13 protein-coding genes are annotated in these 14,377 nt (G+C 40.0%); 4 read left to right on the top strand and 9 right to left on the bottom strand.

Translation table 11 applies throughout. The features are described from left to right. The first annotated feature begins 12 nt into the window (after positions 1-12). Positions 13-885: a M15 family metallopeptidase gene (locus tag F8B77_RS03795; protein ID WP_425277979.1), complete on the top strand. Its 873-nt coding sequence runs from the start codon at positions 13-15 to the stop codon at positions 883-885. A gap of 80 nt (positions 886-965) precedes the next feature. On the opposite strand, the gene speB is transcribed toward F8B77_RS03795, so the two are convergent. Both speB and speA read right to left on the bottom strand, forming a co-directional pair. Further along, positions 966-1,892, bottom strand: a complete 927-nt coding sequence (gene speB / locus F8B77_RS03790) for an agmatinase (RefSeq protein WP_151653855.1) — start codon at positions 1,890-1,892, stop codon at positions 966-968. Beyond that, positions 1,892-3,802, bottom strand: coding sequence for a biosynthetic arginine decarboxylase (gene speA / locus F8B77_RS03785; RefSeq protein ID WP_151653853.1), 1,911 nt, complete (start codon positions 3,800-3,802; stop codon positions 1,892-1,894). The genes speB and speA overlap by 1 nt, the downstream gene beginning before the upstream one ends. Positions 3,803-4,101: 299 nt before the next feature. Between speA and F8B77_RS03780 the strand changes: the two genes are divergently transcribed. Beyond that, positions 4,102-5,361: a hydroxymethylglutaryl-CoA reductase gene (locus F8B77_RS03780; protein WP_151653851.1), complete on the top strand. Its 1,260-nt coding sequence runs from the start codon at positions 4,102-4,104 to the stop codon at positions 5,359-5,361. Between the two features lie 61 nt (positions 5,362-5,422). On the opposite strand, the gene F8B77_RS03775 is transcribed toward F8B77_RS03780, so the two are convergent. From F8B77_RS03775 to F8B77_RS03765, 3 genes are all read right to left on the bottom strand, one after another. After that, complete coding sequence (locus F8B77_RS03775) at positions 5,423-5,950, bottom strand: lipocalin family protein (RefSeq protein ID WP_151654118.1); 528 nt, start codon at positions 5,948-5,950, stop codon at positions 5,423-5,425. A 156-nt stretch (positions 5,951-6,106) separates the two neighbouring features. Next, positions 6,107-7,138 (bottom strand): HlyD family secretion protein, encoded by a 1,032-nt coding sequence (locus F8B77_RS03770; RefSeq protein ID WP_151653849.1) that lies wholly within the window; start codon positions 7,136-7,138, stop codon positions 6,107-6,109. Further along, positions 7,135-7,446 carry an Mg2+ and Co2+ transporter gene (locus F8B77_RS03765; protein WP_069594506.1) on the bottom strand — a complete coding sequence of 104 codons (312 nt, stop codon included), beginning with the start codon at positions 7,444-7,446 and terminating at the stop codon, positions 7,135-7,137. The genes F8B77_RS03770 and F8B77_RS03765 overlap by 4 nt, the downstream gene beginning before the upstream one ends. A gap of 210 nt (positions 7,447-7,656) precedes the next feature. Here F8B77_RS03765 and F8B77_RS03760 point away from each other — a divergent pair, with 210 nt between their 5' ends. Next, the gene (locus F8B77_RS03760) at positions 7,657-8,577 is read left to right on the top strand and encodes a LysR family transcriptional regulator (RefSeq protein ID WP_151653847.1); all 921 of its coding nucleotides are present in this window, start codon (positions 7,657-7,659) and stop codon (positions 8,575-8,577) included. Here the strand turns inward: F8B77_RS03760 and F8B77_RS03755 are convergent. Beyond that, positions 8,574-9,287 (bottom strand): hypothetical protein, encoded by a 714-nt coding sequence (locus F8B77_RS03755; RefSeq protein ID WP_244298192.1) that lies wholly within the window; start codon positions 9,285-9,287, stop codon positions 8,574-8,576. The genes F8B77_RS03760 and F8B77_RS03755 overlap by 4 nt on opposite strands. Before the next feature lie 225 nt (positions 9,288-9,512). Here F8B77_RS03755 and F8B77_RS03750 point away from each other — a divergent pair, with 225 nt between their 5' ends. Further along, positions 9,513-10,709 (top strand): leucine-rich repeat-containing protein kinase family protein, encoded by a 1,197-nt coding sequence (locus tag F8B77_RS03750; protein ID WP_151653845.1) that lies wholly within the window; start codon positions 9,513-9,515, stop codon positions 10,707-10,709. A 21-nt stretch (positions 10,710-10,730) separates the two neighbouring features. On the opposite strand, the gene F8B77_RS03745 is transcribed toward F8B77_RS03750, so the two are convergent. The 3 genes from F8B77_RS03745 to nirD all read right to left on the bottom strand — a co-directional run bounded on the left by F8B77_RS03745 (position 10,731) and on the right by nirD (position 14,371). Next, positions 10,731-12,494: a bifunctional protein-serine/threonine kinase/phosphatase gene (locus F8B77_RS03745; RefSeq protein WP_151653843.1), complete on the bottom strand. Its 1,764-nt coding sequence runs from the start codon at positions 12,492-12,494 to the stop codon at positions 10,731-10,733. A gap of 66 nt (positions 12,495-12,560) precedes the next feature. Then, positions 12,561-14,030 carry a NarK family nitrate/nitrite MFS transporter gene (locus F8B77_RS03740; protein WP_151654114.1) on the bottom strand — a complete coding sequence of 490 codons (1,470 nt, stop codon included), beginning with the start codon at positions 14,028-14,030 and terminating at the stop codon, positions 12,561-12,563. 8 nt (positions 14,031-14,038) lie between these two features. After that, positions 14,039-14,371 (bottom strand): nitrite reductase small subunit NirD, encoded by a 333-nt coding sequence (gene nirD / locus F8B77_RS03735; RefSeq protein ID WP_151653841.1) that lies wholly within the window; start codon positions 14,369-14,371, stop codon positions 14,039-14,041. Between the last annotated feature and the right edge of the window lie 6 nt (positions 14,372-14,377).

The raw sequence follows: 14,377 nt of genomic DNA, 5'->3' as shown, positions 1-14,377 counted from the left end.
AGTGCAGTGGCTATGGCTGTTTTCTCCACCCCACTTTGGGCTAGTGTAACTCCACTTAGTTCATCTCAATGCCAAGCCATGATCGGCAATGGCGTTATGTCGACTAAAGCGCCAGTTCAATGTGACCGTTTACGTAATGTCACCTTTAAACATTACACGTTTGATGGAAAAACAACGACAGGTAAATTGGTTGTATTGGATGCTGTAGCTCCTCATGTTAACCGTATTTTTGATACCTTGTATCAGCAAGGCTTCCCAATAGCTCAAGCCAAACCTATCGAGTATTACGCTGGTAATGATGTTAAATCCATGGATGCCAATAACACCTCAGCATTTAACTACCGACCGATTGCAGGGAAATCTTCCCTCTCTTTACATGCTTATGGTGTTGCTATTGATATTAACCCGTTACAAAATCCATTTGTTGAATTTACATCATGGGGAACCGCAACATTCAAACCATTAAAAGGCCACGAATATTCAAACCGAATGTTACAACGTTTAGGAAAAAATGACAGAAAGGGGTTTGCAGAAGGAGTAATCCATATTTTTGCTAAAAATGGATTCATCTACTGGGGTGGTTATTGGGATACCCCCATTGATTTTCAGCACTTTCAAACCAGCCGAGATATGGCGTATTTAATGACGGCGATGCCAACCAAAGATGCCTCAATATTTTTTAACCATTATGTTGATTGGGTTCAGTCATGCCAACAAAGTTACGGTTCTAAGCAGATGAATACATTCAAAGATTACACGTCATATTTGCAAACAGAATTAAAAACAGCGACGTCTTTAAATCGTTTATATAAAGCCAATCCTAACGCGGTTATGCAAGCGATAAACAAGAAAGCACAAGTTTCACAATCTCGCTGTTTTAAATAAAAATCCTGGATCCTGAAAAGAATAAACCCGCTGAACTTTCATTCAGCGGGTTTATATATCTTACTTAGCTTTTATAATGCTTATTTGTTTAAACGGTTCGCAGTCCAAACATATAACAATTCAAGAGCTATCGTCGCACCTGCTAATGCTGTGATTTCGCTTTGATCGTAAGCTGGTGATACTTCTACTACATCCATACCGACCATATTAATACCTTGCAAACCACGGATAATTTTTAAAACCTTATCTGAATTTAAACCACCGCACACTGGTGTGCCTGTACCCGGAGCAAACGCAGGATCTAGACAATCAATATCAAACGTTAGATATACTGGTTTGTCACCTACAATACCCTTTACTTGCTCTATAATGGCATCTGCACTCATGTCATTGGCTTGCATTGCATTAATCACATTAAAACCGTGATTTTCTTTTTTATACTCAGTACGAATACCAATCTGAACAGAATGCTCTGGTGAGATCAGGCCTTCGTTTGGTGCGTGATAAAACATGGTACCGTGATCGTAACGGCTGCCATGGCTATAAGTATCAGTGTGAGCATCAAAATGAATTAATGCCATCTCACCGTATTTTTTCGCGTAAGAACGTAGTAATGGAAGTGTGATAAAGTGATCGCCACCTAAACCTAACAGAGTTTTTCCACTATTTAGGATGGCATCCGCCGCCGCTTCAAGACGAACGGTTAGATCTTCTGCATCGCCCGTATCAAAGACAAGATCACCAGAATCAATCACTTTAGTGTGTTCAAATACATTAAAATCCCATGGGAATTTTTTGCCTTCCCACGCTAGATTTACTGATACACGACGGATCGCATCTGGACCTAAACGTGCACCAGGACGACCTGATGTTGCCATGTCGAAAGGTGCACCTAATACAACAATATCCGCATCGTTATCAACTGGATTTTGTACCAATGGACGACGCATGAAGGTCATTGCATTTGAATACAATGAATAATCTTTTTTAGTAAATAAATCGTTCATTAAAAATCCTCCAAATAAGTGTAACCCATTAAGCCTTGCTCTAACTCTTCAAGCACGCTTTGCTGTTCTTCTTGTGACACTTTAGCTATTACCATATCTCTATAATTTTGACGGATCAAATCCACATCAATATGCACATAACGCATCATATCTTCAACGGTATCGCCTTCATTGATGTAATCGATATTTGCTTCACCATTTTCATCAACATTAACAACAACGCTGTGAGTATCGCCAAATAGGTTATGCATATCACCCAAGATCTCTTGATATGCGCCCACTAAGAAAAAGCCCATCAAATAAGGCTCATCTGGATTCCAAGCCGGGACTGGCAGTGTGGTTTCAATACCTTGACCATCAACATATTGGTCAATCGTACCGTCTGAGTCACACGTAATATCCAGTACAACTGCGCGATGTTCATCCGCATTATCAAGACCACTTAATGGCATCACAGGGAAGACCTGATCAATACCCCATGCATCTGGTAACGATTGGAACAGAGAGAAGTTCACAAAGAATTTATCCGCTAAACGCTCGCTCAATTCATCTAGAATTGGGCGGTGGTAACGGTTCTTAGTGCTCATTTTTACGCTTAATTCATAATTAATGCGTAATGATATTTGCTCTGCCCATGCACGGTGTTGCAGGTTAATCATGCCTGTCGCAAACTGATTATGCGCTTCTGCTACGTCACATTGAGTATCGTTATAAATCTCAATTAATGCGCGATCATCGCCACCATTTTCTAACTGCTCTAAGTTACGCCACATATTATGTAATAGCAAAGGATCATCACCACAAGGCGCTTCTATTGCTTCTGGCGTGTAGCTTTCTGTACCAATAACGTTAGTAATTAACACGGCGTGATGCGCCGTTAACGAACGTCCAGATTCAGAAATGATCACTGGCATTGGTTGTGAGTAAAGCTGACAAATATCACCAATAGTCATCACTATATTACGCGCGTATTCCGCCAAACCGTAGTTCATAGAGTTAGATGATTGGCTACGAGTACCATCGTAATCCACCGCCAAACCACCACCCACATCGAGGTATTTTAGTTTTGCGCCAATATCACGTAATTCACAGTAAAAACGAGCCGCTTCACTCACACCATTACGAACATCACGAATGTTCGCCATTTGTGAACCAAGGTGGAAATGCACAAGCTCTAAAATATCTAGTTGGTCTTCTGCTTTTAGACGATTAATTACCGTTAATACTTGAGAGGCAGACAAACCAAATTTAGATTTTTCACCACCACTTGCTTGCCATTTTCCTGCTCCTTGAGAGGCAAGACGAATACGCAAACCAAGGCGTGGTTTAACACCTAATGCCTTTGCTTCAGACAGAACTAAATCTAATTCTGATAATTTTTCTAGAACGATAAAAACACTGTGACCAAGTTTCTCACCAATCAGCGCTAAGCGAACGTACTCACGGTCTTTATAACCATTGCATACGATAACTGAACTCGCTTTTTGAGCTAATGCTAGTACGGCTAATAGCTCAGGCTTACTGCCCGCCTCTAGACCTAATTGCTTTTGCTCTAATTGCGCCTGACTTGCAAGAATTTCATCAACCACTTCTTTTTGTTGGTTTACTTTAATTGGGTAAACAAGAAGGTAATGGTTTTCATATTGGTATTCATCAATCGCTTGGTTAAATGCATTACAAATATTATGTACGCGCTGATGAACGATTTGGGGAAAACGAACCAAAGCAGGCAATCCGATATTTCGCTGCTCTAATTGATTCACAATATGACTTAATGGGACTTGATGATCAGATTCACTACGCGGTGAAACATACACTTCACCATTATCATCAATACCGTAAAAACCTTGGCTCCAGTGCTTTACATTATACTCAGCACGGATACGATCCAAATTAACCGAATGTTCCAAATCTCGACCTCACATATATAGGGCCATCAAAAGAAAATACTTCGTTGGAATATCGAAGCATAACCTAGGGCGTGTTATCCCTAACAATCCTTGTAATCTAACAAGTTGTCGACGGCATTAACTAACATTATCTAAACGTAGTCCAATAATGAATATTTATCGTAAGAATCGAAAATATTTGTCGTTATCTTAGTTCAAAATTGAGAGATAAAACTGTAACGCTTTTTGTCATTATCCTTGTTTATCTGATACGAAACAGTAGAATCTCATTCAACATTTGCTGTAATTAATATGTTCTTATGCCAAAACTGAATCTGCACCGCCGTGACTATGTTTCAATCTTAGGGGGCGATATCTCTGCAGATAAATTAGAGCAATCGCTCAACCCTCACTTTGAAAGACCAATCAATAAAATCACCCCTAGCCCTTATCTAACAGAAAAAAACCTAACTCGCCGTTGGGATAAGCTAGCCAAACCTGAGCTGCAATCAGAATTACTCGACCCGCACACCCAGGCCCAAAGCCATGTGTACGAGAAAAATATCGAGCATTTTATTGGTACGGTTAAACTGCCTGTTGGTCTTGCAGGCCCATTACGCGTGAATGGCTTATTTGCCAATGATGATTACTTAGTGCCTCTTGCCACCACAGAAGCGGCTTTAGTGGCCTCTTATAATCGCGGGGCACAACTGCTAACGGCAAGTGGTGGCGCAAGTGCCATGCTATTAAACGAAGGGGTCACTCGTACTCCTGCATTTGCTTTTTTTGGTTTAGCTGAAGCAGGACAATTCGTAGCGTGGGCCGTAACCCAGTACGACACGTTCAAACAACTGGCAGAGTCGACCACATCGCACGGGAAACTCAGCGACATTAATATCAGTATCGAAGGCAATCATGTTTATTTGGTCTTTGAGTTTTTAACTGGTGATGCTTCAGGACAGAACATGGTCACCATAGCGACCAATGCCGTGTTTAGCTACATCATGGAGAACTCCCCTATCACACCCGAAAATGCCTACTTAGATGGCAACTTATCAGGGGATAAAAAAGCAAGCAGCCAAACCTTACGCAGTGTTCGCGGCAAAAAAGTGACCGCTGAAGCGCATATTCCTGCTGAGCTAATAAAAAAATACCTACACACCACCCCTGAGAAAATGATGCAATTCACTCAAATGAGTACAGTTGGTGCGACGCTCAGCGGAACTATAGGTATTAATGCTCATTATGCCAATGCACTTGCTGCTCTTTATATCGCTTGCGGGCAAGATGCTGCGTGTGTGGCTGAATCAGCCATTGGGATGACTCGCATTGAAGTGGATAAAAATGGCGACTTATATGCTAGTGTTACCTTACCAAACTTAATGCTAGGCACAGTTGGAGGCGGAACTGGATTACCAAGCCAAAAAGCCTGCTTAGAATTGATGGGATTGCACGGTGCTGGTAAATCTCAAGCATTAGCGGAAGTATGTGCTGCTTTATGTTTAGCTGGAGAGCTATCTATAGTTGGTGCGTTTTGTGCGGGGCATTTTTCACGAGCGCACCATAAGTTAGCGCGGTAGTTAATAGGCAAGGATACCTATTAGATCCCAAGAATATCCATTTACTAACGCGACAATTTAATTATTGCTCAACAAAAATAAGTTCATTTGTTTTAAAGCCAAGTGATTGAGCCGTTAATACAAAACGCTCAATCACTTCTTGGTCAACTTCTTTTGTTCGAGAGAGTAGCCATAAGTAATCAAGATCAGGGCCTGATACAAACGCATATTGGTAATTTTCTTTATCTAATTCAAACACCACGTATGATCCGTAGAAAGGGCCAAAGAACGAGACTTTAAGATACCCTTGGTCTTCTGCATCAATGAATTTCGCTCTCCCTTCTGCTTCATTCCACTCTTTATCTTCTTTTGAATAGCCTCGGTTAATGACCTTAACGCTTCCATCTTCATTCATGCTGTATTCGGCGCTGACTTTACTCAACCCTTCTTCAAAAGAATGATTTAACCGTGCCACTTCATACCATTTGCCTAAATAGCGATTTAATTCAAAGCCTGATACGGGTTCAACGCCCTTTGGCATCCCTAAGCAACCACTTAGCATTAATAATACTGTTGCTATGAAACCTATTTTTGTTATACGTTTTTTCATCATCGTTAGCTCCATTAACTTTATCTTTTTAATATTACGGCAGATTAGCGTAAAAAGATCACTTAGTTAATCAGTACATACATAAAAAAGCGAGCTAACTTCACTCAATGAAATTAACTCGCCTTCTTTAACATTGTGTTGCTCTACATTATATAACTACAAAGCTTGTAGATAAGATTTTGCAGCTGTTAGTCTTACCGTCGCTCCACCAATAATATCCATAAACCCTAAAATTGAATGTGGCTTCTCGGCACTTATCCATGCAGAGCCTGTCGCTCCAATTGGTAGCATATCCATCGTTTCTTGGTCTATTTCAAGAATCACCGTTCGCCCGACTGGTGCCGAACCACGTTGAATATGACGAGATACAAACTGTTCTTGAGGTAATAAGCTACCTTGCGCTTCACCAGTCGCATTGACTACACTGTGTACTTTTGCTCTAAAGATTTCCCCCGGATACGCCGTTACAAAAAACTCACTAAATTGCCCCGGCTGAATATTTTTATACGATTGATCTGGAATACGCATTTCAACAAACTTCTTACTGGTATCCCATAAGTGAAGTGAACCGATACGAGAACCGTCAGCAATAAATACGTGTGTCACCATGCCATCAAAAGGCGCGGTGATCGTTAAACGATCCAATTCAAAATTTAAATTCGTAAGTTGTGCTTTTAAGCCTAAATCTTTGGCTTCTAACACATGAATTTCAGCGATTAACATTTCAACCAAGTCTTGTGATTCTTCCGTATCACGCACTGATACATGTTCTTTCATTCCTAGGTTTCGCTGATGATTACGCTCTGCTTGCTGTAAAGCGACCTTCTTTGCTTCAATGCTTTTTTCTACTTCTAATTGAGCAGACTCAACCTCGATTATCGCAGAAGTAATTTTGTCATCTTTAAGCAGATAAAGTATATCGCCTTTCTTAACATGCTGGTTATGATCAATGTAGATCTCATCAATATGCTGACCAACGGATGGAGACAGCACAGCGTGAGGCGCTTTAACTGTCGTCGAATTGGTTAAATCCGCTGGCGAATAGAATCGATGTCCAAAAAATAGTGCTAGTGCTAAAATTACACCCACAAAAGTGGTGACAAAGTAATTCCCCGCAGTTCGCTTTAATACATTAAATTTAAACAATAACCACACGATTAAAATATACGGCAACATTATCTCTTTCATGATTGCGCCCCTTTAAACCATGCTTGAACTTTATCCCAATCGGTGACAATAGCCAGAACTGCCAGCACCCATAGTGGTTTCCACACTAGACCTAAAATACACATCCAAAAAATCAATTTGGCCTGCGCTAAGCCTTTTTCTTTCGCCAAATGCTTTGGAATAGAATGAATATGCCAAATCTTAGCCGCTACCCATGAAATAATGGCAACCGTAACTAAAACAATAAACCACATAAATATAATGGAATCGAGAAGTGCATAAACACTAGGGAGGTTTTCAAACTCTAAACTGGTAGGATGTATCTGCATTGGAACACCTATTGTCGTTATTCTATTTATCCTTAGATTTAAAAGCCCTCTTATTCCTTAAAATGGCACATCTAAATTCGATGTAATGAAGGTAACGAATATGGAGGGCTCTACCAATGGCATACACGTATTGCTGATATAACAGATTTGATATTTCTAATGAATGACGTTAGTTTATAGTTAATCGATACCTATCAATAAGGGCATAAAATGGATTTAGCCAAATTTGATCTTAATCTACTTAAAACACTCTTAGTGCTACTGCAAGAAAAAAACACCAATAAAGCAGCTGAGCGACTTAATACTAGCCAGCCTGCGGTAAGTCGCACTCTAGCCAAGATCCGAGAAGAATTTGATGACCCTTTATTTATCCGACAGTCTCGCGGATTAAAACTCACACCAAAAGCTGAAGAGTTGGCGATCAGTCTACCTAAGATCTTCGAAGCGCTTGAAGGTACTTTACAAAACGACAGCTTCTCGCCAAAACAACTAACAGGACAAATCAAGATCGCAATGAATGGATTTGTGATTGAAACTCATGGGTATCAGATCTGCCAAGCAATTAAAAAAGATGCGCCTAATGTCAGTATTGAACTGCACAGTTTTACTCAAACCACTGCGGATGATTTAATTAACGGCGAGCTTGATTTTGCTCTTAACTATTATCCTATTGATATCTCCAAAGAGTTACGACAAGTACCAGTCGGTTTATTTACTTATGCTGGGATCTGTAATATTAACCACCCAATGGCAAATCAGACTATCGACCTTCAAGAAGTCTTTAACTACCCACTGGCAGGATTAATCGTCCCTGAATTTAACTTTAAAACCATGTTAGCGCCTCAATATTCAAATAAAGACATCAGCCATCAGCCTGAATTTCGTTGTCAGCAAGTTAATCCGATTTTAAAGGCTCTTGAAGAATCAGATATGCTTTTCATCGCTCCACAGAGCTTAATGGAAGTGCTTGATCCAGCAAAATACGCTCTTGTGAAAGTTAAAGATAAATTAAAACGCCATGAGATGAAGATAGGCCTCATCTACAATACTAAGTACATGAATTCAGAGAAATTTAATTGGATAGAACGATTAGTGGATAATATTTTACCACCGAAGATGACTAGGCATTAATTAAACTCATAGGTATAAGAGAAGCCTACTTTTTCATTATGACCAAAATCATCTTCGCTAATTACCCCATAGAAATTAAAAGATTGGTGTTCATTTATCTTATAGCTAAGGCCACCACCTCCCCAATAACTGCTGTAATTATCAGACCCTAAAGCCCCTCCACCAAAAGCGAGAATACTCCATGTATCTGTAAGTGGTTTTAATGCAAACGCTCCTAAATAACCACTATGACTTGAGTTAGACATCAAGACATAATCACCCGATTGTATTTCATTATGTTGTTCAACAGCGAATTCTCCATCGTTGTAAGCATAGCCTGCCATTGGAAAAATCTGCCACCCCATAGGCTCTATACCAAAATAGGATAATGGTATAAAGGTTCCAATGCTGTAGTTGTTTTTATAGGCACCATGGTCATACTCTGTACGACTAAAATTGACATTAACAATACCAACCGGAAATAACCATGAACCACCAAGACGCCAATCATCGCCATCAGCAGAAGTTCTCATGCTTAACATTCGCACAGGGTCTAACCCAATAGAACCAGAAATAGTTAAATCATCGTTATACCCAAAACCAAGTTTAGTGACGATTTTAGTCGGGTCATCTTGATGTTTTTCTTTAGCAAGAGCAAAAGGTGAACTAATAAGACATAGGGTTAAAATTGGAAATACACCTTGGTAAATTGATGTAGATTTTAAATTCATGAATTACTCAATACTTATTCTGAAAAGACAAAAATCCAACAAATTAATTCATTCATTGGATGATATGAAATCGCATTTTTTCAATGAAACAAAAGATACGTGATGACAATTCATGAACCAATGACTCATCCGTTATATCTATTATAACTAAATAGGTATATTAGATTTTCATACTGAAACACCGTACAATCGGCGGAAAAATACAAACAACATAGGTAAATTAGTTTGCATACATTAGCGCAGTTACAATCCGGTGAATTACAAGGCATTACTCGATTACAATTAAGTGAAGGGTTAACAGAGTTTCCACTTGAGATCTTATCTCTTGCTGATTCATTAGAAATCTTAGATTTATCGAATAATCAACTAACTACGCTACCGATTGAGATCGCTCAATTACCCAAATTGAAGATTTTCTTTGCATCAAACAATCCATTTACTGTATTCCCTGATGTTCTGGCTCAGTGTCAACATCTTGAGATGATTGGATTCAAATCGTGTCAAATTCAGCATGTTCCTGAAAACGCTTTTCCGCCAAAATTGCGTTGGTTGATCTTAACCGATAACCAAGTTGAAGCATTACCTAACTCATTGGGTGATTGCCACTTAATGCAAAAATTGGCACTAGCAGGCAACAAACTGACTGAACTGCCAAACAACTTGTCTCAACTGCATAACTTGGAATTACTGCGTATTTCAGCAAACCAGTTGATTGAATGCCCAGAGCAACTGCTTAATTTACCAAAACTGGCGTGGTTTGCGTTTGCGGGTAATCCATTCTGTAAATCCAATGTGAAAGTAAAGTCTGTTCCTAATATCGCCTCATCAGACTACACATTAGAATATGTATTAGGCCAAGGCGCATCAGGTGTCATTTCTAAAGCTCGTTGGAATCAAGAACAAACGGATTTCCCACAAGAAATTGCCGTTAAAGTATTTAAAGGCGAAGTCACCAGTGATGGTTACCCTGAAGATGAATTGCAAGCGTGTTTAAAAGTCGGCAATCACCCAAGTTTGGTGCAATCATTAGCACAAGTGAATGAAGAAGATCATCTCGCGTTAATCATGAACTTGATCCCTTCACATTATAAAAACTTAGGTTTACCGCCAAGTTTAGAAAGCTGCACTCGTGATACTTTTCCTGAAGGGTTTACCTTATCGTTAGATCACATCAATAAAATGACCGCTGAAATGCGTAATGTGTTTGATCACCTACATGATAACCAAGTGTGTCATGGTGATTTGTATGCGCATAACACCTTATTTGATGCAGACGCGAATATTATCTTTGGCGACTTTGGTGCCGCGAGTATGTACCACATGCTAAGCGACTCTCAGCAGCTAAAAATTAGAACTATTGAAGAGCGGGCATTGAATCACTTTGTCGATGATTTAATAAGTGTACTTCACTCAAAAGCATAATTAAGCGAAAGCGTATTTTAATTACATCAAATAAACAAATTCAATAATTACTATCAACCCTAAAACAATAGAGAGCCCTTTCCAAAACAAAAGAGGCTCTCTTTCCATTAAGGGTCGGGTGCGTTTATTTTTAAGTAACTGAGGATTTGGCATGGTTAAATCTGCCATAAACTCACTCATGTGTTGATAACGCTTTGAAGGAAGAATATGACACGCTTTCTTTATCGCTTCATCAATCCAAATTGGAAGATCTGCATGTTGTAATAACAACGAGTAGTATTCGTTTTGTTGTGGGTGCTTTGTCAATAACCCTTGCTGCGTTATCTGCTTGTAGGGCAAACAATGAGTGCGTTCTTTATCTGATAAAATCTCATAACAAATAACACCCATGGAATAAATATCAGACTGATGAGTTGCTTTACCACCTCTTATATATTCAGGAGCGGTATAATTTAACTCGCCAAGTGGATAGACATCATCAAGCACTTGTAATGCTTCTTCCAGCCCATCCGCTGTTGCTGCACCAAAATCAATCACCACGACGCTATTGTCTGGAGTGATCATAATATTCTCAGGTTTTAAATCTCTATGCACAATCTGTAATCGTTGTAGCACCCTTACCGATTTTATAATGCCATCAATAATAAAACGCATTTGGCTTAGCTCTGGCGTCGGATTATCTCGCATCCATTGTCTTAGCGTAATGCCTTCAATATACTCACACACATGATAGATAAAACGACTATCACTCTCGCGTGGCAGTATTTTCATCACTCTCTTGCTGTTTACCGTCTCTCCTATCCACTGCTCTCTGAGATATGAATACAGATAGAGCTTATCTTCGCTAAATTGCAGTGATGGCGCTTTAATAATGCAACGTTCAGCGTTCTTTTCATTGGTCGCTAAATACACATGACTACGAACTCCCGAATAGATAATCTCTTCAATTCGATAGTGATCAATCTTCTGGCCTATTTTCAATACTGGTGGAATATGGCACTGATCTAATAAGTGTAATAGCTCTTGTGGGGTTTTATTGGGTAGTTGAAGTACATCAACCAATAAGCAACTTACGTTATCTTGTGAGCCATTATCCACTGCTTGATGGCAAAGATGCGTCGCCATTGATTCTAATGACAATTGCTTCATGCCCTCTTGCGATAATTCAAAACTCAGCTCCTCATTAGACAATACATCATGAATTCCATCCGTGGTCAGCAGTAATACATCACCTTCTTGTAAATCTACTGAGTGATAATCAACATCTAATTTACTGTCCATCCCCAATGCTCGGGTAAGGTAAGCTTCTTTCCCTACACCTTGTCGTTGATGATCGTGTGTTAACTGCTGTAATTTATTTTCTCGATAACGATAGATACGGCTGTCTCCAACATGAAAAACATGCGCCGTATTAGATTTAATCACCACCGCTGAAAATGTGGTTAGCCAACCATTATGATGAAGTTCATTGTCTTTTTGTTGCTGATACAACCATGAATTTATCGAGAGTAATACCTTGGTTGCCGATTGCTTTACACTCCAACTATCAGGCGTTGAAAAGTAATCATCTACAAACTGAGTCACGCAAGTATGACTCGCTTGTTGCCCTTTATCACTGCAACTGACGCCATCTGCAATACAAACCACATCACCTTTAAATGGTTGCTCAGAAACAGAGGCGTGTTTAACGATAAATGCATCTTGATTAACCTCCCTCTTTCCTTGAGCCGAGTAGCCACCAATACGTAAATCTAACTCATGTTGAGAGAGTATTTGATGCGACATGAAGCACGCCTCCTTGCTATTACCCATCAAGAAATCACCTTCAAAGATGGTTACCTAAAGCTTCGTTTAATGAGAGACATCGATAAGTGTAATGCTGCCGTCATCATTCACTTCTGTGATCTTTCCTTTTGGCTCTTCCATCAAGAGTAACGTTGCAAAGCCAAGCACTGCCGTTGCGGCTATCACCAAGAAAAAGGTTTGATACTCAACAAAGGAAAGTATAGTTAGATAAACTACTGCGCCTACATTACCATACGCCCCAGTCATCCCCGCGATTTGCCCTGTCATACGACGTTTAATTAATGGAACCGTAGCAAAGACGGCGCCTTCACCCGCTTGAACAAAGAAAGAACACGCCATTGCAGCTACCACAGCAAGCCATAGTGGCCACTCACTATCAACTTGCCCCATGACAAAATAACCGACTGCCAACCCAGCGGTTAAGATCATTAATGTCAGTTTTCGACCACATCGATCCGATATCCATCCGCCTCCGGGACGTGACATTAAATTCATGAACGCATACGCCGAGGCCACCATTCCTGCCATAACAGGGCTCAGCTCAAACGTATCTAAAAAGAACAATGGCAGCATAGAGACAACAGCCAACTCTGATCCAAAGGTTGCAAAATACAACACGTTTAATACCGCGACTTGCTTAAATTTGTATTGGTGATGTGGCGCAACATCATTGGTAAAGATGTCTTTATTCACTTTCCAAACTTGTGATACTTCATAAAAATAAATCACAATTAACGCAATATAAATTGTATTAACCATCACGCTTGAAAGCATATCAATGCCCGATGGTGACAATTTCCAAGTCAACAACGCTAATGCGGCATACATTGGAATTTTCATAATCAAAAGCAGATAGAAGTCACTGATAGAGGTCACTTCCATTGCCGTTAAATGGGCAGGCTTAAAATACGTCGCGCCTTTTGGTGTGTCAGTTACATTCGCATAAAATACAAAAGCAAACAGTAAACTCATGACTCCGGTGATCGCGACCGCATAACGCCAACCTTCATCACCACCAAACCATAGGGCAACCGTTGGCAATGTAAATGCGGCGGCGGCAGAGCCAAAGTTACCCCAGCCCCCATAAATCCCTTCGGCAGTACCTAGCTCATGATGAGGAAACCATTCTGAAACTAAACGAATACCGACGACAAAGCCAGCCCCGATGAACCCCAGTAAAAAGCGGGCAATGGCTGCTTGCATAAACGAATCAGAAAAAGCGAACATAAAGCAAGGAAGAGAACAGACAGCAAGTAAGGCAGAATAGACCACTCTCGGTCCATATTTATCCGTTAGCATTCCGACAATAACTCGTGCTGGGATCGTCAAAGCGACGTTCAGAATTAATAAGGTTTTTATCTGCTCAGAGCTTAATCCAAGCGTTTCTTTAACGACATTAAGTAACGGAGCAAAGTTAAACCACACCATGAATGTAATAAAAAAAGCCATCCAACTTAAATGCAGTACTTTCATCTTTCCTGAAAATGAAAACAGTGAAAATTTATCGGTCATCATTGAGTCCTTTAATGAGTTAGACATATTTGTACATGGTGATCCATCACACGCACAGGGTAAGTCGTTAACGATATATCCGGCTGCTCTATGCACGCCCCAGTTTCTAAATGAAAGTGATGCTTATAAAGCGGTGAAGATAGGTAAGGTTCACCTTCTAATGACCCCATCATTCCTCGTGAGATCACGTTCGCTTGGCCTATCGGGTCGTAATTTGATAATGCATACAGACGCTCACTTCGCTTACAGTAAAATAGCGCAATTTGCTTATCCTCGACTTTGGCACACGCCCCTAATTGTGGCGTTAACTCTTTAATTTTACAGATGGTAATCCAATTACTCATGATGTT

It is taken from the genome of Aliivibrio finisterrensis (assembly GCF_008933155.1).
Classification (GTDB): Bacteria; Pseudomonadota; Gammaproteobacteria; order Enterobacterales; family Vibrionaceae; genus Aliivibrio; species Aliivibrio finisterrensis.
Note: the sequence above shows the minus strand (reverse complement) of the source record. Positions and strands in the feature narration are given on the sequence as shown.

Coding starts and splice junctions, on each gene's coding strand:
- F8B77_RS03795 (WP_425277979.1), top strand. CDS start 13: ATGGCTGTTTTCTCCACCCCACTTTGGGCTAGTGTAACTCCACTTAGT.
- speB (WP_151653855.1), bottom strand. CDS start 1,892: ATGAACGATTTATTTACTAAAAAAGATTATTCATTGTATTCAAATGCA.
- F8B77_RS03780 (WP_151653851.1), top strand. CDS start 4,102: ATGCCAAAACTGAATCTGCACCGCCGTGACTATGTTTCAATCTTAGGG.
- F8B77_RS03775 (WP_151654118.1), bottom strand. CDS start 5,950: ATGAAAAAACGTATAACAAAAATAGGTTTCATAGCAACAGTATTATTA.
- F8B77_RS03770 (WP_151653849.1), bottom strand. CDS start 7,138: ATGAAAGAGATAATGTTGCCGTATATTTTAATCGTGTGGTTATTGTTT.
- F8B77_RS03765 (WP_069594506.1), bottom strand. CDS start 7,446: ATGCAGATACATCCTACCAGTTTAGAGTTTGAAAACCTCCCTAGTGTT.
- F8B77_RS03760 (WP_151653847.1), top strand. CDS start 7,657: ATGGATTTAGCCAAATTTGATCTTAATCTACTTAAAACACTCTTAGTG.
- F8B77_RS03755 (WP_244298192.1), bottom strand. CDS start 9,287: ATGAATTTAAAATCTACATCAATTTACCAAGGTGTATTTCCAATTTTA.
- F8B77_RS03745 (WP_151653843.1), bottom strand. CDS start 12,494: ATGTCGCATCAAATACTCTCTCAACATGAGTTAGATTTACGTATTGGT.
- F8B77_RS03740 (WP_151654114.1), bottom strand. CDS start 14,030: ATGATGACCGATAAATTTTCACTGTTTTCATTTTCAGGAAAGATGAAA.
- nirD (WP_151653841.1), bottom strand. CDS start 14,371: ATGAGTAATTGGATTACCATCTGTAAAATTAAAGAGTTAACGCCACAA.